We start from the raw sequence: 23,452 nt of genomic DNA on the forward strand, positions 1-23,452 counted from the left end.
GCCCCCCCCCGGGCCGGGGCGCCGGCCCCACCCCCCTCGCGCTGGGGGGGGCGCCCCCCAGAGCCCCGGTCACCGGCTCGTGCCCGGGGCGCCCCGCGAGCTGCTCCAGGGCGCGGGTCACCGCCGCCTCGACCGGACCCCCGCGCGCGAGACCGTGGACGGTGACCGCGAAGGCGCCCGCGGCGAGTCCGGCGGCCGGGGCGCCGTGGGTCTGCGCGGCGCACTCCACGGCCAGCTGGCAGACGAGCTGCGGCTCCCAGCCGACGAGCAGTCCGAAGGGGGCCGAGCGGACGAGCGCCCCGGCGTCGGCGGCGTCGGGGTTCTTCGGCCTGTCGAGCGTGCCGAGGACGTCGTCGCCGAGGCCGGTGAGGCAGGCGCGGGCCGGGGAACGGCGGGCGTAGAGCCACTCCTCGCGGGCGAGCCAGCCGTTGTCCTTGCGGCGCTCGTCCGGGCCCCAGTCGCGCTGGGTGGCGGCCCAGCGCAGGTGCGCGCGGTGGACGTCGGTGGGCGGGTGCCAGGCGCCGGTGTCGCGGCGGACCTGGGCCCGGATGAGGCCGTCGACCGTGAACAGGGACATCTGGGTCGCGGCCGTGACGGCGCCCCGGCGGCCGAACGCGGGCACGGGGTCGGTGAGTCCGTCAGGTCCGTGGGCCTCGCGCAGCTCCGCGAGCGTGAGCCCTTCGCCGCCGGCGCCCAGGGCGTCACCGAGGGCCCCGCCGAGGAGACAGCCCCGTACCCGGGCACGGAAGTCCTGCTGCTCGGCGCGGCCCCACACGGCTGCGGCTGTCGTGGCCACGACGTGCACTCCCCCCGTTGGCGGTCTGCGCAGCACTTTAATCGACCGGGTGTGGCGGTTCGGGGTGCGGAACGTTATGTATCGGGACGTGCTCGTGGCCACGTTTGACCACCCCACCCCCCGTTGTGGGCAATCGTTCCGCGGGGCGGTGCCCACCCGCGTTGTGGGCAATCGTTCCGCTGGGGCGATGGGGGTCCCCCCTGCTCGAGCGAAGCCGAGAGCTTGGGGGAGGGTGGGCACAACGGAACGGCGCCCCATGCCGGGCCTAGGCTTCCGCGCCTGAACCCGCACCGCCGGTGACGGCGCCCCGGTGGTGCGGGCCCAGGCCCGGAACGCGGAGGCGCCGCTGAAGGCGCCGTCCCGTGTGCCCACCCGTCTCGCCCTGCGGGACGATTGCCCACACGGGCGGGGGCGAAAGCCCACACGGGCGCGGGCTCACACGGGCAGCGGGTGGGGGCTACTCCTGGGGCAGGAGCGGGAGGAGGGTCGGGAGGTGGCCGTCCGAGGCTCGGGCCGTCGCCTGGCGTTCCGCCGGCACCTCCCCGTACAGCGTCGTCCGCGGCTTCGCCGGCCGTCCCGCCGCCTCCGCGATCGCCTCCAGGTCGCGGATCGAGCGGTACGAGCCGTAACTGGAGCCCGCCATGCGGGAGATCGTCTCCTCCATGAGCGTCCCGCCGAGGTCGTTCGCGCCGGAGCGGAGCATCTCCGCCGCGCCCTCGGTGCCGAGCTTCACCCAGCTGGTCTGGATGTTCGGGATGTGCGGGTGGAGGAGGAGCCGGGCCATGGCGATGACGGCGCGGTTGTCGCGGACGGTCGGGCCGGGGCGGGCGATGCCCGCGAGGTAGACGGGCGCGTTGGTGTGGATGAAGGGGAGGGTCACGAACTCCGTGAAGCCCCCGGTCTCCTGCTGGATGCGGGACAGGGTCCGGAAGTGGCCGAGCCAGTGCCGGGGCTGGTCCACGTGCCCGTACATCATGGTGGACGAGGAGCGGATGCCCAGGTCGTGCGCCGTCCTGATCACCTCGATCCACGTCGCGGTCGGCAGCTTGCCCTTCGTCAGCACCCAGCGGACCTCGTCGTCGAGGATCTCGGCGGCGGTGCCGGGGATCGAGTCGAGGCCCGCCTCCTTCGCGGCCGTCAGCCACTCGCGGATCGAGAGGCCGGTGCGGGTGGCGCCGTTGACGACCTCCATCGGGGAGAAGGCGTGGACGTGCATCCCCGGGACCCGCTGCTTCACCGCGCGCGCGATGTCGAAGTAGGCGGTTCCGGGCAGGTCGGGGTGGATGCCGCCCTGCATGCAGACCTCGACGGCGCCGACGTCCCAGGCCTGCTCGGCGCGGTCCGCGACCTGGTCCAGGGAGAGGGTGTAGGCGTCGGCGTCGGTGCGACGCTGGGCGAAGGCGCAGAAACGGCAGCCGGTGTAGCAGACGTTGGTGAAGTTGATGTTGCGGGTGACGATGTACGTGACGTCGTCGCCGACCACGGAGGCGCGGACGTCGTCCGCGATCCGGGTCAGGGCGTCGAGGGCCGGCCCGTCGGCGTGCAGCAGGGCGAGCGCCTGGGCGTCGGTGAGCCGCGTCGGGTCGTCGGCGGCGACGGCGAGCGCCTCGCGGACGTCGGCGTCGACGCGCTCCGGCACCATCCCGGGCGCGGCGGCCTCCCGCAGGGCCTCCCAGTCGCCGTACACCTCGTCGAAGTCCTGGCGCCGGTCGCCGGTGCGGCCCTCGGTGTCGATGGCGGTGTGCAGGTCGGTGCGGCCGGTGGCGGTGAAGGCCTCGTCGGGCTCCTGCCAGGGCAGGCCGCGGACGGGGGCCCCGGGGTTCGCGAGGCCGGTCTCGGGGTCGGCGAGGGCGCGGACGTGCGGGAGGAGGCGGGGGTCGAGCCAGGGTTCGCCGCGGGTGACGAACTCGGGGTAGACGCAGAGCCGTTCGCGCAGCTCGAAGCCGGCGGCGGCGGAGCGGGCGGCCAGTTCCTCGATCTGCGGCCAGGGACGCTCGGGGTTGACGTGGTCGATGGTGAGCGGGGAGACGCCGCCCCAGTCGTCGATGCCGGCGGCGATCAGCCGCTCGTACGCGGAGTCGACGAGGTTCGGCGGGGCCTGGAGGCAGGCCGAGGGGCCCATGATGATCCGGGCGACGGCGACGGTGGCGACGAGGTCGTCGAGTTCGGCGTCCGGCATCCCGCGCATGGCCGTGTCGGGCTTGGCGCGGAAGTTCTGGATGATCAGTTCCTGGATGGAGTGGTAGGCGCGGGCGATCCGGCGCAGCGCGAAGAGGGACTCGGCGCGCTCCTCCAGAGTCTCCCCGATGCCGAGCAGCAGCCCCGAGGTGAAGGGGACGGAGGAGCGCCCGGCGTCCTCCAGGACCCGGAGCCGGACGGCCGGTTCCTTGTCGGGGGAGCCGTGGTGGGGGCCGCCGGGCTCGGACCAGAGCCGGGTCGCGGTGGTCTCCAGCATCATGCCCATGGAGGGGGCGACGGGCTTGAGGCGCTGGAAGTCGGTCCAGGAGAGCACGCCGGGGTTGAGGTGGGGCAGGAGGCCGGTCTCCTCCAGGATGCGGACGGCCATGGCCCGCACGTACGCGATGGTGTCGTCGTAGCCGTGCGCGTCGAGCCACTCGCGGGCCTCGGGCCAGCGGTCCTCGGGCTTGTCGCCGAGGGTGATCAGGGCCTCCTTGCAGCCCAGCTCGGCGCCGCGCCGGGCGATGTCGAGGACCTCGTCCGGCGACATGAACATCCCGTGCCCGTCCCGGCGCAGCTTGCCGGGGACGGTGACGAAGGTGCAGTAGTGGCACTTGTCCCGGCAGAGCCGGGTGAGCGGTATGAACACGCTCTTCGAGTACGTGACGACCCCGGGCCGCCCCGCCGCGGCGAGGCCGGCGTCCCGGACGCGCCCCGCGGAGGCGACGAGGTCGTCCAGATCGGTCCCCCGCGCACGGAGCAGCACGGCGGCCTCGGCGACGTCGAGCGCGACCCCGTCCCTGGCCCGCTTGAGGGCGCGGCGCATGGCGTTCTCGGTGGGTCGTCCTGCCTGGTGATCCGTCATGAACCGAGCATACGAGCGCCCCGCGCACGGGCGGTTCGGGTCCCCGCAGGAAGGACCGTCAGTCGGTGTCCTTGGGATGGCGGGGCGCGGCGTAGACGAGGTGCACGGTGCGGCGCGGCTCGTCCACGAGGTACCGGACGCGGCCTCCGGCCGTCACCTCGTACTCCCACTGCGGGTAGGCGTGGCCGCCGAGCGTCCCGGTGGCGAGGCGGCCGCGCAGCCGGTGCTGCCGGTCCGGGTCGTCCTGCCGGAGCGGATCACGGCGCAGCGCCTCGAAGCAACGCCGGGTGTTGCCCGGAGCTTCGGCGGCGAGCTCACCCCAGCCCTTCGCCGCCTCGTTCGTCGCGAAGCGGAGGCGCCATTCCTCTCCGACCGCGGGCGGGGCGACGTCGTCGCCGCGCTTCGGGGTCACGGAGCCGTCACCTCTCCGTGGTCCTCGTCGGGGAGCGGCCGGGTGAGCCGGGCCGTGAGTCCGGGGTCGGCGAGGACGCGGGCCGTCGCCCGCCACTCCACGATCGTCCGGTGGAGGGTGGCGTGGACGTCCAGCTGCGCGGCGTCGTTCATCGCGTCCACCAGGTCCCCGGCGAACTCCCGGCGCTCCTCGGCGGAGAGGTGTCGCGCCCAGGGGAAGACCGAGGGGAGGGCCCGCCCTATGACGCGTGCCCCGCCGTCGGCGGTGAGGAGGGCGGCGAGGAGGCGGGCCGTGACGTCGGCGGTCTCCTCGCGCTCCTGGTCGTAGCCGGCGGTCGTGAGGTAGAGGTCCTGCCCGTCGCGGCGGGTGACGAGCAGGCGGTAAGCCCTGTCGAGCCGTTCGGCGACCCGCTTCGAGTTCTTGGAGAGCTCGGAGAAGGACACACTCTCGGTCAGCATGGCCCGACCATACTTCGGAACGTATTCCGAAGTCAATCACAGGGGCCGGACGGCCTCACAGGTACCGCCCGTACCCGTCGAGCACCTCCAGGACCTCCCTCTCGTCGCCCGGGGGCAGCTGGAGGACGACCTCCTCGCAGCCCAGTTCCTCGTAGTGGGCGAGCTTGCCGGGGCTGGGGAGGACCGCGTACGGGACCAGCTGGAGGGTGTCCGGGGCGCGGCCGGCCTTCTCCCAGGCCTCGCGGAGGACCGGCAGGGACTCCGTCAGGCCGCGGCCGCCGATCGGCATCCAGCCGTCGGTCTGCGCGGCGATCTGCGCGAAGAGCCTCGGGCCGGCCGCGCCGCCCAGGAGGACGCGCGGGGCGCCGCCGGCCGGCTTGGGCCAGACCTCGGACGCGCGGACGGACTCGCCGTACTCCCCCTCGTACGCCCTCGGTTCGGGGGCCCACAGGGCACGCATCAGGTCGAGGCGGTCGCGGCCGAGCTCCCGGCGGGTGGACCAGTCGACGCCGTGGTCCGCGGCCTCCTCCCGGTTCCAGCCGAAGCCGAGGCCCAGGGTGAACCGGCCGCCGGAGAGGTGGTCGAGCGTGGCGATCTGCTTGGCGAGGACGATCGGGTCGTGCTGGGTGATGAGGGTGATGCCGGTGCCGAGGCCCAGGCGCTCGGTGACCGCCGCGGCCTGGCCGAGGGCCACGAGCGGGTCGAGCGTCCGGGCGTACTCCCGGGGCAGTTCCCCGCCCGCCGGGTAGGGCGTCTCGCGGGAGACGGGGACGTGGGTGTGCTCGGGGAGGTAGAGGCCCGCGAAGCCGCGCTGCTCCAGTTCGCGCGCGAGCCGCACCGGGCTGATGGTCTCGTCGGTCAGGAAGATCGTGGTCGAGATCCGCATAGCGGCACGGTAGGGCGTGCGGTGCGGATTTCCGAGAGGTACGCCGGGCTTCTCGCCACCCCTTGACCTGAAGCTTGCTTGAGGTACGAGGCTTCTCGCATGACCACGGACATCATCGCCATCACCCGCCTCTTCGACCTCTACCTCCGCTCCCTCGACGACCGCGGCCCCTTCGACGAGGCCTGGGCGGCCGCGTTCTTCACCGAGGACGCGACGACGTCCACCCCCGCCGGGGACGTGCGCGGCCGGGACGCCATCGCCGCGAACGTCGGCGGGGCGATGGCGCTCTTCGACCGGACCGTCCACTTCGGCTCGAACTACGTCATCGACGTCGACGGCGACCGCGCCACCCTGCTCGGGAACCAGCTCTCCACGCACGTCCTCGCGGGCGACGGCGCCCTGTTCGTCTCCGGCGGACGGACGGAGAACGACCTCGTCCGCACCCCCGACGGCTGGCGGCTGTCCCGGGCCGACCTGCGCATCGCCTGGAAGCAGGGAAATCCCCCCGTCCTTCCCGCACCGGGCCTGCTTGGATGACCCGGTGCTGCATCGCATCGAGACGTACTACGACGCCGTCCCCCGTTCCGCCGCCCGCGCCGAGGCGTTCGGGCCGCTGACCCTCTTCGTGCAGGAGGGGGTGGGCTGGCCGTACTACGCCCGTCCCGCGCTCGGCCACGGGGGCGAGGTCCCCGTGGCGGCCGTGGAGGCCGTGCGGGCCCGGCAGCGGGAGCTGGGGGTGCCCGAGGCCTTCGAGTGGGTCGCGGAGACGACACCGGGGCTGCGGGCCGCCGTGGAGGCGACCGGCCTGACCGTGCACGAGCACCCGCTGATGGTCCTGGAGGGCGAGCCGCTCGCCGTACCGGAGCCCGGGGGCGTCACCGTACGGATGGTGGGCGCGGGCGATCCCGCCCTGGAGAGCGCCGTCGCCGCCCCGTACGCCGCCTTCGGGGCGGAGCCGCAGCCCGGCACCGCCGCCCAGGTGTCCGCGCGCCTCGCCGCCGGTCTGACCCGGCTCGCGGCGGCCCTGGACGCCGGCGGCGGCGCCCTCGCGGCGGGCCAGCACCAGCCCGTCGGGGCCGTCTCCGAGGTCGTCGGCGTCGGGACCGTCCCGGCGGCGCGGCGCCGGGGCCTCGGGCTCGCGGTCACCGCCGCCCTGGTCGCGGACGCCCGCGCCCGCGGGGCGGAGCTCGTGTTCCTGACGGCCTCGGACGCGGACGTGGCCCGGCTCTACGGTCGGCTGGGCTTCCGGACGGTCGCGACCGCCCTCATCGCGGAGGCGGAGGCCTGAGAAAGGAAGAAGAGTTCTCCCGCCGTGTCACATCCCCGGCGCGCGGTCCGTCAGTGCGGTGAAGGCAGCGAACGACCGACACCGAGGAGCGACCACCATGGCGCACACGCCCACCGCCCGGATGACCAACCCCGCCCACGTCCTGGCCGGCGCGGGACCGGCGATCCAGAGCCTCGTCGAGGCCACCCGTCAGGGCGGAGTCGACGAGTCCGTACTGGAGCTCGTGCACCTGCGGGCCAGCCAGATCAACAGCTGCGGCTTCTGTGTCGACTACGGCGTCAGGAGCGCCAGGAGGAACGGGGTCGCCGACGAGAAGCTGTTCGCCGTCGCGGCCTGGCGGGAGACGCCGTACTTCACCGACGAGGAGCGGGCGGCGCTCGCCCTCGCCGAGGCGGCGACCCGGCTCGCCGACGTCTCGGACGCGGTGCCGGACGAGGTGTGGGACGCCGCCGCCGACCACTTCGACGAGAAGCAGCTCGCCGCGATCGTGCTGATGGTCGCCGTCACCAACCTGTTCAACCGGCTCAACGTCACCGTCCGGCAGCCCGCGGGCGCGGGGTTCTGACCAGCGTGACGTCGACCGGGTCCTCGGACTCGAACGTGAACCCCTCCCGCTCGTAGAGCCGCCGGGCCGCGCTGCCCTGGAGGACCACGAGCCGGACGGGCAGCCCGGCCGCGTCGGCCCGGTCGAGCAGCTCGCGCAGGACCGCCGTCCCGAGGCCACGGCCCCGGGTCCCGGGGTCCAGGTAGAAGTGTTCGAGGTAGAGCCCCTCGCCGTTCTCGTACGGGCGCACCGTCACGCATCCGGCGAGCGCGCCGTCCAGTTCGATCACCGAGGTGTGCGCCGGCGAGAAGCCGTCCCGCAGCCGCTGGCGCACCTTGTGCGGGTCGAAGCGGCCGAGGCGCTCCAGGTCCGGGCGCATGACCTCGGCCCGCAGCTCGGCCATCGGCTCGACGTCCTCCGCGCGGCCCGGGCGCAGCGCCCAGTTCGTTTCACCGTACATGCGCGCATCCTAAGGAGACCTCCGGGTCCGCAGGCTGCCCACCCCGACCCGGCGGTCGTAACCGGACCCGTGCCGTCCGCGTTGGAGCGGGCATGAAGAGGATCCTCACCGCAGCCGCCCTGACCGTCTTCGCCGCCGCCGGTGCCGCCGGCGCGGCGGCCGGGACCGCCGCCGCCGACACCGGCGGCATGAACCTGCCCTCGGTCGTCCCGCTCAGCGGCGTCCTGACCCCCAAGGCCAAGCCGGCCGGCACGACCGGTCTGCCGCCCGCGAACGCGGCGGTGGAGGGCCTGCTCCCCGGACACCGCTGACACCGCACGCAACGGAGGCGACGGGACCCCCCACGGGCCCGCCGCCTCCGCGTTTCTCGGACGCCTCAGGAGGGCGTCAGTCGGCGACCACCAGGGACGGGGTCTCCTTCGTGAGGATCTCGCCGCGGAAGAACGCGGGGCTCCTCCGCTGCATCACCAGCATGATCACCACGCCGAGGAGCAGCAGCCCGACGCCGATCACGAAGACCGAGCCGACGCCGAAGACCGCGGAGCCGGAGCCGTAGGCCGGGTCCCACATGTCGTAGAGCGTCTTGCCGAAGACGGCGGTCAGCATGAGGCCGCCGAGGGCCGGCAGGAGGCCCTTGAAGGCGAAGGAGCGCACGGAGCGGAAGAGCTCGCCGCGGAAGTACCAGACGCAGGCGAAGGCCGTCAGCGCGTAGTAGAAGCAGATCATCAGGCCGAGCGCGTAGATGGTGTCGACCAGGACGTGCTCGCTGACCAGGGTCATCACGGTGTAGAAGACGCCGGTGGCGACGCCGGCCACGACGGTGGCCTTGCCGGGGGTCTTGAAGACCGGGTGGACCTTGGTGAAGGACTTCGGCAGCGCCTCGTACGTGGACATCGCGAGCACCGTGCGGGCGACCGGGATGAACGTGGTCTGGAGGCTCGCGGCCGCCGAGGCGAGGACCGCGACGAAGAGCAGGATGCCGAGCGTGGGGCCCATGACGGGGCCGGCGAGGGCGGCGAAGACGTTGTCGGAGGTCTCCGGGTTGGCGAGGCCGAGGCCCTGGTCGCCGGAGCCGACGGCCATCTGGGCGGCGACGCCGGTGGCCAGGTACGAGCCGACCAGGACGACCATCGCGATCAGGGCGGCGCGACCGGGCGTCTTGGCGCTGCCGGTGGTCTCCTCGTTGGTCGCCATGCAGGCGTCCCAGCCCCAGTACATGAAGATCGAGAGCGAGAGCCCGGCCGTGAAGGCGGCGAAGGACTGCACCGCGAAGGGGTTCATCCAGGACCAGGAGAAGTCGACCGAGGTCTCGAAGGAGCCGGCCTTGGAGATGGCCATCGCCACGAAGATGCCGAGGACGACGAGCTGGAGGCCGACGAGCGTGTACTGGATGCCCTTGGTGGCGGTCATGCCGCGGTAGCTGATCGCGGTGGCGACGGCGATGAGCGTCAGGCAGGTGAGGATGTGGACGGCCTTGTTGTCGTCCAGGGCGGCGATGGAGTCGCTGCCGCTGATCTCGCCCGCGAGGAGCCAGAAGTAGGAGGTCGCGACGCCGGCCAGGTTGGACAGCACGATGATCGTCGCGATGACGAGGCCCCAGCCGCACATCCAGCCGATCTTGGGCCCGAAGGCCTTCACGGTCCAGGTGAACGAGGTGCCGCAGTCGGGCATGACCTTGTTGAGCTCCCGGTACGCGAAGGCGACGAGGAGCATCGGGAGGAAGCCCGCGAGGAAGATCGCGGGCATCTGCAGTCCGACCTCGCCGGCGGTGGAGCCGAGCGTGGAGGTCAGGCAGTAGACGGGGGCGACGGTCGAGATGCCGATGACGGCGCTGCCGAGGAGGCCGACGGAGTTGCCTCCGAGGCCCTTGGTGCGCACGCCGGAGGTGCCGCCCTGAGCGTCGACGCCCCTTACCGTGTCTCCGGCCTGCGGCCGCACGTCCACCTGAGTCATGAACAGGACGTTAAATGCTGCGGTTTCCACATCCGGAGGATCAGAGTCCGCTCACTTGATCGATCATCGCCTTGCATTGCGAGGGCAGAACCGGACACTCGCCAATGATTGAAAGATCGACGAACCGGGCGAGCCGACCAACCGGTAGGTCCGGTGGCGAGTGTCCGATATGCGGGAACCGCAGGTGTGCCCTAAATGTCCGTTTCTAAATTTTCCCGAGGAATTTTCGAGACGGTTCTCACCCCGGCCAGACGACCGCCTGCAGCTCGCTGTACGCGTGCAGCGCGTACGAGCCGACGTCCCGCCCGACACCGCTCTTCTTGAAGCCGCCGAACGGCGCCTCCATGTTCCGGCCGATCGTGTTCACGCCCACCCCGCCGGCCCTCAGCCGGGCCGCGACCCGGAAGGCCCGGGCCACGTCACCGGACCACACGTAGTCGATCAGGCCGTAGTCGCTGTCGTTGGCGAGCGCGATCCCCTCCTCCTCGTCGTCGAAGGGGACGACCACCACGACCGGGCCGAAGATCTCCTCCCGCACCACCCGCATCTCGTTGGTGCAGTCGGCGAGCAGCGTCGGCGCCACGTAGAAGCCCCGGGCGAAGTCCGGGCGCTCGCCGCCCGCGACGACCCGCGCCCCCTCCTTCCTCCCCAGCTCGACGTACGCCTCCACCCGGTCCCGGTGGGCCGCCGAGATCACCGGGCCGACGACCGTCCCCTTCTCCGCCGGGTCCCCCACCTTCATGAAGGCGAGGTAGCCGGTCAGCTTCTCGATCAGCCGCTCGTAGAGCCCGCGCTGGGCGAGCACCCGGGTCGGGGCGGTGCAGATCTGCCCGCTGTAGAAGGCGAAGGTCGTCCCGATCCCCATCACCGCCGAGTCCAGGTCGGCGTCGTCGAAGACCAGCGCCGCCCCCTTCCCGCCCAGCTCCATCAGCTGCCGCTTGAGCGAGCGGCCGCAGACCTCGCCGATCGCCTGCCCGACGGCCGTGGAGCCGGTGAAGGAGACCATGTCGACGTCCGGGGAGTCGACGGCCGCCTCGCCGACCGCCCGCGCCGAGCCGGTGACGACGTTCACCACCCCCGCCGGGACCCCGGCCTCCTCCAGGGCGCGGGTCATCGCGTACACGGAGAGGGGATCCTGCGGGGCCGGCTTCACCACGACCGTGTTGCCCATCGCGAGCGCCGGGGCGATCTTCCCCGCCGGGTTGGCCCAGGGGTTGTTGTACGAGGTGATGCAGGTGACGACGCCGACCGGGCGCCGCACCGCCACCGCGCCGAACACCCCGGCCCGCCCCATCGGACCGGCCTCGTTGATCTGCGGGGGCAGCGCCTGCTCCACCGGCTCCATGGCCCCGCGCGCGTACCGTCGGAAGCGGGAGGAACCGACCGCGACCTGCATCCCGCGCGCGGTGCCGGTGGTGGCGCCCGTCTCCGCCCGGGCGAGGAGCGTGTTCTCCTCGGCGTCCCGGGCCATCAGGTAGGCGGCCCGGTCGAGGACCGCCGCCCGTTCCTCCGGGCGCGTACGGGACCAGGCGGCGAAGGCCTCCCGGGCGGCGGCCGCCGCCTCGTACACCTGCGCCCGCGAGGCCTCGGGCGCGAGGCCGACGACCTCCTCCGAGGCCGGGTCGATCACCTCGTAGTGGCCGCCGTCGGGCTCGGTCCACTCCCCGCCGATGAAGAGCTTCTCGGTCCTCGGGTTCCGCGTGGTCACTGCGTGCTCACCGTCCTCGTGTCACGGCCCGAGCGCAGCACCCTGCCCGGGATCGCGCCGGTCACCTCGTCGTCCCGCACCGTCTCCACGCCGTTGACCCGCACCGACACGATCCCGACCGCCCGCGAGTCCAGGCGCGGGCTGTCCCCCGGCAGGTCGTGCACGAGGGTCGCCGGGCCCGCGTCGATCCGCTCCGGGTCGAAGAGGACCAGGTCGGCGTGGAAGCCGTCCGCGATCCTGCCGCGCTCCCGGAGCCCGAAGAGCCGGGCCGGGTCGTCGCTCAGCATCTTCACGGCCCGCTCCAGCGGGACCAGCCTCCGGCCGCGCAGACAGTCCCCGAGGAAACGGGTCGTGTACGGCGCCCCGCACATCCGGTCCAGGTGCGCGCCCGCGTCCGAGCCGCCCAGCAGCACGTCCTCGTGGTCCCAGGTCTCCCGGCGCAGCGCCCAGGAGGCCGGGTCGTTGTCGCTGGGCATCGGCCACAGGACGGTCCGCAGGTCGTCGTTGGCGCAGATCTCGACGAGGGCCTGGAAGGGGTCCTGGCCGCGCTCGGCCGCGATGTCGCCGACGACCCGGCCGGTGAGTCCCTCGTTCTCGCGGCTGTACGTGTCCCCGATGACGTACCGGCCGAAGTGGGCGAGGCGCCGGAAGACGCCGGCCTCCTTGGAGTCCGCGCGCCGCAGCATCCCGGCCCGCACCTCGGGGTCGCGGAGCTTCGCGATCCGCTCGGGCACGGGGAGCGCGAGGATCTCGCCCCACCCCGGGATCAGGTTGAGGGCGCAGAACGTGCCGAGGGACATGTTCATGGGGGTGAGGATCGGCATCGTGAGGGCGACGATCCGGCCGCCCGACTTGCGGGCCCGCTCGGAGGCGGTCAGCTGGCGCGGGACGCGCTCGGGGACGGCGGCGTCGATGGTGAGGACGTTCCAGTTGAGGGGCCGCCCCGCGGCGGCGGTCATCTCGACGAACAGCTCGATCTCGTCGTCCGAGAACTGGTCCAGGCAGCCGGCGAGGATCGCCTCGATCTGCGTCCCCTCGTGCTCGCCGACCGCCCTGGACAGGGCGATGAGCTCGGCGGGCGTGGCGTGCCGGGAGGCGACGGGCGCGCCGTCGCCGTCGGAGTGGGTGGCGGACTGGGTGGTCGAGAGCCCCCAGGCCCCGGCCTCCATGGCCTCCTTGAGGAGGTCGACCATCTGCCGCAGCTGCTCGGGGGTGGGCTGTCCGCCGACCGCGTCCGCGCCCATCACGTACCGGCGCAGGGCGCAGTGGCCGACCATGAAGCCGGCGTTGACGGCGATCCGGCCGTCGAGGGCGTCCAGGTACTCGGCGAAGGAGGACCAGCCCCAGTCGACGCCGTCCTCCAGGGCCTTGAGGGCCATGCCCTCGACCTTCGACATCATGCGGCGCGTGTAGTCGGCGTCCTCGGGGCGGTCCGGGTGGAGCGGCGCGAGGGTGAAGCCGCAGTTGCCGCCGGCGACGGTGGTGACGCCGTGGTTCATGGACGGGGTGGCGTACGGGTCCCAGAACAGCTGGGCGTCGTAGTGGGTGTGCGGGTCGACGAAGCCGGGGGCGAGGACGAGGCCGGTGGCGTCCTCGGTGGTCCGGGCCGTCGCCGTGCCGGGGACGGGGAAGACGATCCGCCCGTCGCGTATGCCGACGTCGGCGACGCGGGCGGGGGCGCCGGTGCCGTCCACGACGGTGGCGCCCGTGATCAGGTGGTCGAGCATGACGGTCCTCTCTGTCCTTGCGCACGGGTGTGCCCCGGACCGGGGCCGCCGCGGAACGGCCTCCGGCCGGGGCCGGTACGGGGCGGCGATCCGGGAAGACACCACCCCGCGCTTCGGTTACGGGCCGGCGGGCCGCCCGTTGCGGGCCTTCGCCCCGCCCCGTTGTGGGCAATCGTTCCGCCGGGGCGGAACGGGTGGGCACAACGGAACGGCGCCCCTTGCCGGGCCTAGGCTCCCGCGCCCTGACCCGCACCACCTGGTGCGGCGTACTCGTGGTGCGGGTCCAGGCGCGGAACGCGGAGGCGCCGCGAGAAGGCGCCGTCCCGTGTGCCCACCCGTCCCGCCCAGCGGGACGATTGCCCACACGGGCAGCGGCCCGAGCCGCCACACGGCAGCGGGCGAACGCACACGGGCAGCGGGCGAAGGCACACGGGCGCGGGCGAGGCGCGCGGGCGCTACGAGCCCGACGACTGGCGCATGCGGGTCGTGCGGTGGACCGGGTCCGTGTCGATGCGGGGAATCACGTGCTCCCCGATCAGCTTGATCGAGTTCATCGTGTCCTCGTACGAGATCCCGATCGGAAGCCCGAAGGACAGCTGGTCCGCCCCGGCCTGCTCCCACCGCTTGCACTGGGCGAGGACCTCCGACGGGTCGCCGCAGATCATCAGCTCCTCCTGGATGAGGAGTTCGATGATCTCGGCCGAGTACTCGGGGAGGAGCTCGGGCCACTCGGGGATGCCCTCGGGCCGCGGGAACGTGTCGTGGTAGCGGAAGAGGAGGGACTGGAGGTAGTTCAGTCCGCCGCCGACCGCGATCTCGACGGCCTTCTCGTGCGTCTCGGCGCAGATCGCGGTCGAGGTCACCATGACGTTGTCGTTGACGAAGTCGCCGACCGCCTTGGCCTCCTTGATCGCGTTCTTGTAGGACTCGACGACCCACTCCATGTCGGAGACCTTCTGGACGCTGAAGCCGAGGACGCCGAGGCCCATCTTCCCGGCCATGGCGTACGAGGAGGGGGAGCCGGCGGCGTACCACATGGCCGGGTGGGACTTCCCGTACGGCTTGGGGAGGATCTTGCGGGGCGGCAGCGACCAGTGCTTGCCCTGGAAGCCGACGTACTCGTCCTGGAGCCACATCTTGGGGAACTCGGCGATGGTCTCCTCCCAGATCTCCTTCGTGTGGTTCATGTCGGTGATGCCCGGCATGAACCCGAGGATCTCGTGGGAGCCCGCCCCGCGCCCGGAGCCGAACTCGAAGCGTCCGCCGGAGAGGTGGTCGAGCATGGCGACCTTCTCCGCGACCTTCACCGGGTGGTTGACGGGGGCGAGGGGGTTGAAGATGCCGGAGCCGAGGTGGATCCGCTCGGTGGCGTGGGCGAGGTAGCCCAGGTAGACGTCGTTGGCGGAGAGGTGCGAGTACTCCTCCAGGAAGTGGTGCTCGGAGGCCCAGGCGTACTTGAAGCCGGACCGGTCCGCCTGGATGACGTACTCGGTCTCCTCCATGAGGGCCTTGTGCTCGGCTTCGGGATCGGTCTCGGCGCGCTTGCCGACGTATCCCTGTACGAAGATCCCGAATTCCAAGGGGGTTCACCGTCCTCGTCTTATCTGACGATCCGTCAGATTTCTTGATGTGCCCGACTCTCGCACCACCGCACAGGTGCGTCAATACCTGACACTGCGTCAGAAAAGGCTGACGCCCGCCAGCCATCCGCCGTCGATCACGAACGGCTGGCCCGTGATGTACGCCGAGTCCTCCCCGGTCAGGAAGAGCGCGAGCGCCGCCACCTCCTCCGGCCGCCCGATCCGCCCGAGCGGCACGAGCTTGCGGTACAGCTCGGCCGTGGCCGCCGGGTCGACGCCCTCCGGATTGCTCATGGGGGTGTCGATGGCGCCCGGGCAGACCGCGTTCACCCGGATGCCCTTCCCCGCCAGCTCCAGGGCCGCGACCTTGGTGAGCCCGAGGACCGCGTGCTTCGTCGCCGCGTAGGCCCCGACCCCGGCCATGCCGGTGATCCCCGTGTACGAGGCGGTGTTGACGATCGTCCCGCCGCCGGCCGCCGCGATCTTCGGCGCGACCGTGCGGATGCCCAGGAAGCAGCCGGTCTGGTTCACCGACACGATCGCCAGGAACTCCTCCAGCGGCGTCGAGACCAGCTCGTTGAAGCGGAGGATGCCCGCGTTGTTGACGAGCCCGTCGATCTTCCCGAACCGCCCCTCGGCCGCCGCCGCGGCCGCCGTCCAGTCGTCCTCGCTCGTCACGTCCAGGTGGACGTACGCCGCCCGGTCCTCCCCCAGCTCCTTGGCCAGCGCCTCCCCGGCCTCGTCCAGCACGTCCCCGAGGACCACCCTGGCCCCCTCGGCGGCGAACAGCCGCGCCTCCTGCTCGCCCTGCCCGCGCGCCGCACCGGTGACGAGGACGACCCGCCCTTCGAGCTTTCCCATGTCCGCACTCCCTGGAGATCTACAGGTGGGGGGCGACCTCCGTGCCGAAGGCCGCCATCTGGTCGCTGAGTTCGGTACGGCTCCGGGACCGGAACCGGACCTGGATCTGGTGCACGCCCATCTCCCCGTACGCCCGCAGGGAGGCGGCGAGCTCCTCGGGGCGGCCGCTCAGGGTGCGCCGGCCGACGTCCCAGCCGGGCGCGCCGACGTACAGCGCCTCGGTGATCGCGCCGACCGTGAGCGGTTCGGCGATCCCGGCCTCCGCGCGGATCCGGAGCAGCTTCCCGATCTGTTCGGCGAGCCGGGGGCGCGGGTCCCCCTGCGGCAGCCAGCCGTCGCCCTTGAGCGCGGCCCGGCGCACGGCCGCCGGCGAGGAACCGCCCACCCAGAGCGGGACCCGCTGCTGCGCGGGCCGGGGCAGCTGCCCGAGGTCCTTGAAGGCGAACCGCTCCCCCAGGTGCTCGGGGTACTCCTCGGGCCCGAGGGCCGCCCGCAGCGCGTCGACCGTCTCGTCGAGCACGGCGCCCCGGCGGGCGAAGTCCACCCCGAGCGCCTCGAACTCCTCCTGGACGTGTCCGGCACCGACCCCGAGGACCAGCCGGCCGCCGGAGAGGTGGTCGAGCGTCGCGTACGCCTTGGCCGTGACGAGCGGGTGGCGCAGGCCGACGACGGCGACGTGCGAGAGGAGCCGGACCCGCTCGGTGGCGGCGGCGAGGAAGGAGAGCGTGGCGACCGGGTCGTACCAGACGGTGCTCATCGGTCCGGCGAGCCGGCGCGGGATGGCGACGTGGTCGCAGCTCGCGAGGTAGTCGAAGCCGTGGGCCTCGGCCGCGCGGGCCACGGCGAGCAGGTCCGCCGGACCCGCGGCCGCCTCCCAGGCCTCGGCGTAGAGGGTGCTCTGCGACTGGACGGGCAGCTGCATGCCGTAGACCACCATGGGAACCCCTTATCTGACGGACCGTCACTTCGGCGAGCAGGCCCATGCTCGTACCTGACGATCCATCAGGCAAGGGGTCGGGGGCTCCCGGTGCGCGACGCGCCCCCGCCCGGGCAGCGGGGAGCTGCCCGGGCGGGGGCCTCGGTCCTGCGGAGGGGGCGGGTGGTCAGGTGCCGTCCGCCGCGCCGGCCGCCCGCGCGTGGCGCACCACGGCCGTACCGGCCAGGCAGACGATGCCCACGGCGCTCAGCAGCGCCAGCGCCTTCGCCCAGGCGAAGGTGGTGCCGAGGCTGCCGGCCATCAGGTCGACGGTGCGGGCGCCCGCGACCCCGTGGAGCGCGATGACGAAGACGGCGACACCGGCGGCGGCGGCCCAGGCGATCAGGGTGTCCCGGGCCGCGAGCCACACCGCGCACGCCAGGCAGAGCACGGTGACGACCACGGACAGCGCCTGCGCGTCGCCGCCGGAGCGCAGGCCTTCGAGGTCCGTCGGCAGGTGGATGAGGCCGGAGGCGAACAGCGCGAGGGCCGCCGGCCAGCGCAGCACCGACCGCAGCGCGCGCGAGGCGGTGTGGCTGCCCGGCCCCGCGGCAAGGGCGCCGTCCAGGGGGGACCTGCGGCCCTTCGGCGCGCTTCGGAACCGTTCCGGGGAGGCGGCGGCCGACGTGGCGCCCGCGGGCCCGGGCTTCCGCGCCGCGCCGTCGCCCCCGTCCCCGCCGTCGTCCCCGCCCGCGGCGGACTGCCAGTCGCTGCTGTCGGCGCCGAGGATGCCGACGAGCCGGACCACGTCCTCGACCGGCCGCCCCACCGCCGCGGCGCGCAGCGTGGTCTCGGCCTGGTGGAGGTCGTACCCGGACGCGTTCAGCAGGGCCAGCAGCTGGCGCACTTCGTCCAGCGGGCGCGTGACGGCCGCCGCGCGGAGCGCCACGTCCGCGGGGCTGGAGAGTTCGCCGGACTCCTGGAGGCGGGCCACGAGCGTGGCGACCTCCTCCACGGGCCGCTCGGTGGCCGCCGTCCGCAGCAGCGTGCGGACCGCTTCGTCACCGGACTCCTCCGGGGACTCGGCGTCGGGCGGGAACTCCGGAGCGGTCCGCGACCGCGCGCCGGCCGGGGACTCCGCCTCGACCGTCACCTGCGCCTCGGCCACCGCCTGCGGGCCGGCCGACGGCTCCGGGTCCGTCGGGAGCAGGGTCGCGACCGGAGACGTCGACACGGCGGCGGCCGCTGCCGGCCGGTCGGGGAAGGGGCGCGCATCGAGCACAGGGGACGAGGAGACGACCGGCACACGGGACAGACCCGGGCGGAGCTCTGCGGATTCTGCGGGTTCGGCGGCTTCTGCGGTTCTCGGGGTCTCGTCGGTCGGTTCCAGGGGTTCTATGTCGTCGTCCGCAGGATGGCGGTGCGGGAGGTCGGGGGTCATGTCACAGGCTCCGTTCGTGGACGTCCCCACCGGGGGCCGCCCACTGGCTGTCTCGTGATGTGCAAGAAACGCACACTTGAGTACTATTTGCGCCCAGTCCATGACGCTCCGCCATCAGAGCGCGGCCCCATTGGGCCATTGCGGCGACGAGCGGCCCGGCCCGGTGCGCGGCCGGCCCCCGCGGAGGGTCCGGCCGCGCACCGTTCGACCGGCCCCTACGGCCTCCAGAGCCCCTCCGGGGTCAGCCCCAGGAGGTCGATCGCGTTGCCCCGCACGATCCGCTCGACGACGTCCGCGGGCAGGTGGCCCATCTGGGCCTCGCCGACCTCCTTGGACTTGGGCCAGGTCGAGTCCGAGTGCGGGTAGTCCGTCTCGTACAGGACGTTCCCCGCCCCGATCGCGTCGAGGTTGCGCAGCCCGAACGCGTCGTCGAAGAAGCAGCCGAAGACGTGCTCGGCGAAGAGCTCGGACGGCGGGCGGGTGACCTTGTCGGCGACGCCGCCCCAGGCCCGGTTCTCCTCCCAGACCACGTTCGCGCGCTCCAGGATGTACGGGATCCACCCGATCTGCCCCTCGGCGTACATGATTTTCAGGTTCGGGAAGCGCTCGAACTTTCCGCTCATCAGCCAGTCGACCATCGAGAAGCAGCAGTTCGCGAAGGTGATGGTGGAGCCGACGGCCGGCGGGGCGTCGGCCGAGGTGGACGGCATCCGGCTGGACGAGCCGATGTGCATGGCGATGACCGTGCCGGTCTCGTCGCAGGCCCGGAAGAAGGGGTCCCAGTGGTCCGTGTGGACCGACGGGAGCCCGAGGTGCGGCGGGATCTCCGAGAAGGCGACGGCCCGGACCCCGCGCGCGGCGTTGCGGCGGACCTCGGCGGCGGCGAGCTCCGGGTCCCAGAGCGGGATGAGGGTGAGCGGGATCAGCCGCCCCTGCGCCTCGGGCCCGCACCACTCCTCGACCGTCCAGTCGTTGTACGCGCGGACGCAGAGCAGCCCGAGCTCGCGGTCGGCCGCCTCGGTGAAGGTCTGGCCGCAGAAGCGCGGGAAGGTGGGGAAGCAGAGCGCGGACTGGACGTGGTTGACGTCCATGTCGGCGAGCCGGTCCGGGACGGAGTGGGAGCCGGGCCGCATCTGCTCGTAGGTGATGACTTCGAGGCGTATCTCGTCCCGGTCGTAGCCGACGGCGGTGTCGAGCCGGGTGAGGGGCCGGTGGAGGTCCTCGTACACCCACCAGTCGCCGATCGGGCCCTCGTCCCCCTTGGCGCCCATGACCGGGGCGAACCTGCCGCCGAGGAAGGTCATTTCCCTGAGCGGGGCGCGGACGATCCGGGGGCCGGTGTCGTGGTACCGGGACGGGAGCCGGTCCCGCCAGACGTGCGGGGGCTCCACGGTGTGGTCGTCCACCGAGATGATCTTCGGGAAGGTCTCCATGACTTTCACGGTAGCGCCGATCTGACGGCCCGTCAGCAATCGCGACCCAGAACGCCCCGTGTTACGGCCTCGCAACGGCTGACCCGATGCTGACGGACTCCCTCCGGACAAGGCAGACTGTCCAGGGCGAAACCAGCGGCAGGGGCAGGGGGAGCGATGGACCGTGAGAACGGGCCGCGAGTTCCGGCGCGGTTCCCGGGCGGGAACGACGCCAAGGCCGAACCCGCTGTGCCCGCACAGCGGAACGGCCGGACGACGGCCGCCGACGGTGCCGGCGAGCGCCCGGCGGACACCACCGGCACCACGGCGACGGCCTCGGCCGGACCGCCCTCCGGCGGCGGACTGCGCTTCGGCGTGCTCGGCCCCGTCCGCGCCTGGCGCGACGGCGAACCCGTCCCCACCGGCTCGCCGCAGCAGCGCGCCCTGCTCGCCGCGCTGCTCCTGCGCGGCGGCCGCACCGCCACCGCGCACGAACTGATCGACGCGCTCTGGGGCGAGGAACCCCCCTCCCAGGCACTCGCCGCGGTCCGCACCTACGCCTCCCGGCTCCGCAAGGCCCTCGACCCGAAGGTCCTGGTCAGCGAGTCCGGCGGCTACGCGCTCCGGACGACCGCGCTGGACGTGACCGCCGCCCAGGAACTGGCCGCCGAGGCGGACCGGCTCCGCGCCGCCGGGGACCGCGCGGCCGCCCGCGAGCGGCTCGCCGAGGCGCTGGACCTGTGGGACGGCGAGGTGCTGGCGTCCGTACCCGGCCCGTACGCCGAGACGCAGCGGACCCGCCTGGAGGAATGGCGCCTCACCCTCCTGGAGACCCGCCTGGACATCGACCTGGAGGTCGGCGCGCACGCGGAGGCCGTCTCCGAGCTGACCGCGCTCACCGCCGCGCACCCCCTGCGGGAGCGCCTGCGCGAACTGCTCATGCTGGCGCTCTACCGCAGCGGACGGCAGGCGGAGGCGCTCGCGGTGTACGCGGACACGCGCCGGCTCCTCGCGGACGAGCTGGGCGTCGACCCGACGCCGGAACTCTCCCGCCTCCAGCAGCGCATCCTCCAGGCCGACGCCGAACTCGCCCGCCCGGTCGAGGAGCCGGCCCCCACGGCCGCGCCCGTCGCACGCCCCGCCCAGCTCCCGGCGACCGTGCCGGACTTCACGGGCCGCGCCGCCTTCGTACGGGAACTCGGCGCGCGGCTCGCCACCGCCGAGGGCCACGTCATGGCGGTCTCGGCGCTCGCGGGCATCGGCGGCGTCGGCAAGACCACGCTCGCCGTGCACGTCGCGCACGAGGCCCGGCCGCACTTCCCGGACGGCCAGCTGTACGTGGACCTCCAGGGCGCGGGCAGCGGCGCCGCGGCACCGGAGACGGTCCTCGGCTCGTTCCTCCGGGCCCTCGGCACCGCGGACTCGGCCATCCCGGACTCGCTCGACGACCGGGCCGCGCTGTACCGCTCGACGCTGGACGGCCGCCGGGTCCTGGTCCTCCTGGACAACGCCCGTGACGCGGCGCAGATCCGCCCCCTCCTGCCCGGCACCGCGGGCTGCGCGGCGCTGGTGACGAGCCGCATCCGCATGGTCGACCTGGCGGGCGCGCACCTGGTGGACCTGGACGTCATGTCCCCCGAGGAGGCGCTCCAGCTGTTCACGAGGATCGTGGGCGAGGAGCGGGTCCAGTCGGAGCGCGAGGCGGCCCTGGACGTGGTGGCGGCCTGCGGCTTCCTGCCGCTGGCGATCCGCATCGCGGCCTCCCGTCTGGCGGCCCGGCGCACCTGGACGGTCTCGGTCCTGGCGGCGAAGCTCGCGGACGAGCGCCGCCGGCTCGACGAGCTCCAGGCGGGCGACCTCGCGGTCAAGGCCACCTTCGAGCTCGGCTACGGCCAGCTGGAACCGGCCCAGGCCCGCGCCTTCCGCCTCCTGGGCCTGGCGGACGGCCCGGACATCTCGCTGGCGGCAGCGGCGGCGGTCCTGGACCTGCCCCTGTGGGACTCGGAGGACCTGCTGGAGGCCCTGGTCGACACGTCGCTCCTGGAGTCCGCGGCGCCCGGCCGCTACCGGTACCACGACCTGGTCCGCCTCTACGCGCGTGCGTGCGCGGACCGCGACGAGCAGCCCCCGTCGGGGAAGGAGGCGGCCCTGTCGCGCCTCCTGGACTTCTACCTGTCGACGGCGGCCCGGGTGTACGCCATCGAACGCCCCGGCGACCGCCTGGTCGACCACCTGGAACCCACCTCGTACGAGGGCCTCACCTTCACCGACCGCCACGAGGCCCAGGACTGGCTGTACACGGAGGCTCACTGCCTCCTGGCCACGGTCCGCCAGTCGGCCTCGTCCCCGTCCGCCCTCCGCCGCGGCGTGGACCTGCTGTGGGCGTCCCTGGACCTGGCGGAATCGGGTGCGAACTCCCGCGAGTACGAGGCGGTGGCGACGGTCCTGCGGGAGGCGGCGAACAAGGCGGCGGACGTCCGCGCGGAGGGGCGCGCGGCGCTGACCCTGGCGTACGTCCAGCACGTGGCGGGACGGTTCGACCAGGCCGACGGCCACGCGCACGAGTCGATGGACCTCGCCGCCGCGACGGGCGACGACCTTCCGCTGTGCTGGGCGGCCAACGCCCTGGGCATCATGGCGCTCTACCAGGGACGCAACGCCGACGGGGAACGCTTCCTCACCCAGGCCACGGCGTCGTTCCGCGCCTGCGACGACGCGGCCGGTGAGGCCAGCGCCCTGTGCAACCTCTCCCGGATCCACCTGGCCATGGGGCAGACGGACATCGCGGTCGAACTGGCCCAGCGGGGAACCGCCATGTACGACGCCATGGGACACGCCCTGAAGGGCGCCAACGGCCGCTACGCGCTGGGACTCGCGCTGACGCAGAGCGGGCAGCTGGTCGAGGCCGCCGCCCGGCTCACCGAGGCCTTCGAGGTGTTCCAGGACAGCCGACAGCGCCTCTGGGAGGGCATGTCGCTCTTCCGGATCGCCGAAGTGGACATCGCCGCCCGCCGCTTCGCCCAGGCCGCGTCCCACTCCGAGACGGCACTGGTCGTCCTCAGGGGAGTGGGCGGCGAGTGGCGGCGCGGGCAGGTCCTCGTCGTGCTGGGACGCGCGCTGTCCGGCATAGGGCAGCACGGGCGGGCACAGGTCTGCTGGCGGGAAGCCCTCGACATCTTCGTGGAGCTGGGCTCGCCGGAGGAGGCCCAGGTGCGCGCCCTGCTGCTGGAGACGGCCGCGGCCTGACCACTGAGCTGCCCGTTCATCGTTCGTTTATGGCCGTGCGGCAGTCTTCACTCATCGATCCGCCGCGTCGGGGGGCAGACGGGTCGATGGATTGGCCGTCACACCGTCGCACTAGGGTGAACGGCTCCGAGTGGGCCCTCCGGCTGTCCACGGGGGAACGGCTGGCAGGGCCCACTCGCCCCATCCGAAGTCATCACGGGAGTTGATCAACATGGCCGACCTGGACCCGACCACCCCCATCGCCAAGCCGACGAACATGCACGCCACCGGCGAGGACATCGTCAGCAAGAACATGCACGCGACGGACGCTCCGCTCGCCGACGCCGTGGCCGAGAAGCTCGGCATCAACGGCAACATGCACGCCACCACGGAGCCCATCGACGGCAGCGGCGGCACGGCCACCACGGACAACATGCACGCCACCACGGAGCCGGCCAAGTAGACCATCCCGACGGGGAACGGCCAGGCGGCGACTTCGGGGGAGCCGCCCGGCCGACCGGGAAGGTCCGGTCGACGGGGGAGCACACGGACTCGGGGGACGCCCGACGGAACCAGGGGGGATCCGTCCGGGCAGGGCCCGTGCGCAACGCGATCGGACCACCGCGACTGGAGGGGGCGCGCGCGATGGCGGCCCCCCACCGCCGCGGGGCGCCCCCGGACGGCGCGGCCCGCCCGGGCGGGGCGGGCGCCCGGGATCGGCCAGCGGTTCACGGGTCCGGGC

At 73.3% G+C, this 23,452-nt stretch carries 20 protein-coding genes; 6 read left to right on the forward strand and 14 right to left on the reverse strand.

The window, feature by feature from the left end; genetic code table 11:
• From ACFV2S_RS23130 to ACFV2S_RS23150, 5 genes are all read right to left on the reverse strand, one after another.
• Nucleotides 1-796, reverse strand: a 796-nt coding sequence (locus ACFV2S_RS23130; RefSeq protein ID WP_385562172.1) for an ADP-ribosylglycohydrolase family protein, incomplete at its 3' end; no start/stop codon positions are given.
• Between the two features lie 457 nt (nt 797-1,253).
• Nucleotides 1,254-3,839: a bifunctional FO biosynthesis protein CofGH gene (locus ACFV2S_RS23135; RefSeq protein WP_385562175.1), complete on the reverse strand. Its 2,586-nt coding sequence runs from the start codon at nt 3,837-3,839 to the stop codon at nt 1,254-1,256.
• 58 nt (nt 3,840-3,897) lie between these two features.
• Nucleotides 3,898-4,251, reverse strand: coding sequence for a hypothetical protein (locus ACFV2S_RS23140; protein ID WP_385562178.1), 354 nt, complete (start codon nt 4,249-4,251; stop codon nt 3,898-3,900).
• Nucleotides 4,248-4,709: a prevent-host-death family protein gene (locus ACFV2S_RS23145; protein ID WP_385562181.1), complete on the reverse strand. Its 462-nt coding sequence runs from the start codon at nt 4,707-4,709 to the stop codon at nt 4,248-4,250. Before ACFV2S_RS23145 ends, ACFV2S_RS23140 begins: the two co-directional genes overlap by 4 nt.
• Before the next feature lie 55 nt (nt 4,710-4,764).
• Complete coding sequence (locus ACFV2S_RS23150; protein ID WP_385562184.1) at nt 4,765-5,595, reverse strand: LLM class F420-dependent oxidoreductase; 831 nt, start codon at nt 5,593-5,595, stop codon at nt 4,765-4,767.
• A gap of 99 nt (nt 5,596-5,694) precedes the next feature.
• On the opposite strand from ACFV2S_RS23150, the gene ACFV2S_RS23155 reads away from it, so the two are divergent.
• From ACFV2S_RS23155 to ACFV2S_RS23165, 3 genes are all read left to right on the forward strand, one after another.
• Nucleotides 5,695-6,132, forward strand: a complete 438-nt coding sequence (locus ACFV2S_RS23155; RefSeq protein WP_385562187.1) for a nuclear transport factor 2 family protein — start codon at nt 5,695-5,697, stop codon at nt 6,130-6,132.
• A 4-nt stretch (nt 6,133-6,136) separates the two neighbouring features.
• Nucleotides 6,137-6,883 (forward strand): GNAT family N-acetyltransferase, encoded by a 747-nt coding sequence (locus ACFV2S_RS23160; protein ID WP_385562190.1) that lies wholly within the window; start codon nt 6,137-6,139, stop codon nt 6,881-6,883.
• Between the two features lie 97 nt (nt 6,884-6,980).
• Entirely contained in the window at nt 6,981-7,448 is a 468-nt protein-coding gene (locus tag ACFV2S_RS23165) for a carboxymuconolactone decarboxylase family protein (protein WP_385562192.1), read from the forward strand.
• Here the strand turns inward: ACFV2S_RS23165 and ACFV2S_RS23170 are convergent.
• Nucleotides 7,414-7,887 carry a GNAT family N-acetyltransferase gene (locus ACFV2S_RS23170; RefSeq protein WP_385562195.1) on the reverse strand — a complete coding sequence of 158 codons (474 nt, stop codon included), beginning with the start codon at nt 7,885-7,887 and terminating at the stop codon, nt 7,414-7,416. The two genes, ACFV2S_RS23165 and ACFV2S_RS23170, sit on opposite strands and share 35 nt — an antisense overlap.
• A 92-nt stretch (nt 7,888-7,979) precedes the next feature.
• Between ACFV2S_RS23170 and ACFV2S_RS23175 the strand changes: the two genes are divergently transcribed.
• Complete coding sequence (locus ACFV2S_RS23175; protein ID WP_385562198.1) at nt 7,980-8,198, forward strand: hypothetical protein; 219 nt, start codon at nt 7,980-7,982, stop codon at nt 8,196-8,198.
• A 76-nt stretch (nt 8,199-8,274) separates the two neighbouring features.
• Here ACFV2S_RS23175 and ACFV2S_RS23180 read toward each other — a convergent pair whose 3' ends face one another.
• The 8 genes from ACFV2S_RS23180 to ACFV2S_RS23215 form a co-directional block, all read right to left on the reverse strand.
• Nucleotides 8,275-9,840 (reverse strand): APC family permease, encoded by a 1,566-nt coding sequence (locus tag ACFV2S_RS23180; protein ID WP_385562201.1) that lies wholly within the window; start codon nt 9,838-9,840, stop codon nt 8,275-8,277.
• Nucleotides 9,841-10,078: 238 nt separating this feature from the next.
• Nucleotides 10,079-11,548 (reverse strand): aldehyde dehydrogenase family protein, encoded by a 1,470-nt coding sequence (locus tag ACFV2S_RS23185; RefSeq protein WP_385562204.1) that lies wholly within the window; start codon nt 11,546-11,548, stop codon nt 10,079-10,081.
• Nucleotides 11,545-13,275 (reverse strand): amidohydrolase family protein, encoded by a 1,731-nt coding sequence (locus ACFV2S_RS23190; RefSeq protein ID WP_385562207.1) that lies wholly within the window; start codon nt 13,273-13,275, stop codon nt 11,545-11,547. Before ACFV2S_RS23190 ends, ACFV2S_RS23185 begins: the two co-directional genes overlap by 4 nt.
• Before the next feature lie 455 nt (nt 13,276-13,730).
• Entirely contained in the window at nt 13,731-14,855 is a 1,125-nt protein-coding gene (locus tag ACFV2S_RS23195; RefSeq protein ID WP_382863886.1) for an LLM class flavin-dependent oxidoreductase, read from the reverse strand.
• Nucleotides 14,856-14,954: 99 nt separating this feature from the next.
• Nucleotides 14,955-15,716 (reverse strand): SDR family NAD(P)-dependent oxidoreductase, encoded by a 762-nt coding sequence (locus ACFV2S_RS23200; RefSeq protein ID WP_385562211.1) that lies wholly within the window; start codon nt 15,714-15,716, stop codon nt 14,955-14,957.
• A gap of 19 nt (nt 15,717-15,735) precedes the next feature.
• A complete protein-coding gene (locus ACFV2S_RS23205) occupies nt 15,736-16,653 on the reverse strand; it encodes an LLM class F420-dependent oxidoreductase (protein WP_385562214.1) in 918 nt (305 codons plus the stop codon).
• Between the two features lie 166 nt (nt 16,654-16,819).
• Nucleotides 16,820-18,073, reverse strand: a complete 1,254-nt coding sequence (locus tag ACFV2S_RS23210) for a hypothetical protein (protein ID WP_385562217.1) — start codon at nt 18,071-18,073, stop codon at nt 16,820-16,822.
• 215 nt (nt 18,074-18,288) lie between these two features.
• A complete protein-coding gene (locus tag ACFV2S_RS23215) occupies nt 18,289-19,506 on the reverse strand; it encodes an amidohydrolase family protein (protein ID WP_385562220.1) in 1,218 nt (405 codons plus the stop codon).
• A gap of 156 nt (nt 19,507-19,662) precedes the next feature.
• Between ACFV2S_RS23215 and ACFV2S_RS23220 the strand changes: the two genes are divergently transcribed.
• Both ACFV2S_RS23220 and ACFV2S_RS23225 read left to right on the forward strand, forming a co-directional pair.
• The gene (locus ACFV2S_RS23220) at nt 19,663-22,731 is read left to right on the forward strand and encodes a BTAD domain-containing putative transcriptional regulator (RefSeq protein WP_385562223.1); all 3,069 of its coding nucleotides are present in this window, start codon (nt 19,663-19,665) and stop codon (nt 22,729-22,731) included.
• A 211-nt stretch (nt 22,732-22,942) separates the two neighbouring features.
• Nucleotides 22,943-23,173, forward strand: coding sequence for a hypothetical protein (locus tag ACFV2S_RS23225; RefSeq protein ID WP_385562226.1), 231 nt, complete (start codon nt 22,943-22,945; stop codon nt 23,171-23,173).
• Nucleotides 23,174-23,452 lie beyond the last annotated feature (279 nt).

The sequence above is a fragment of the Streptomyces sp. NPDC059695 genome (assembly GCF_042733785.1).
Taxonomy (GTDB): domain Bacteria; phylum Actinomycetota; class Actinomycetes; order Streptomycetales; family Streptomycetaceae; genus Streptomyces.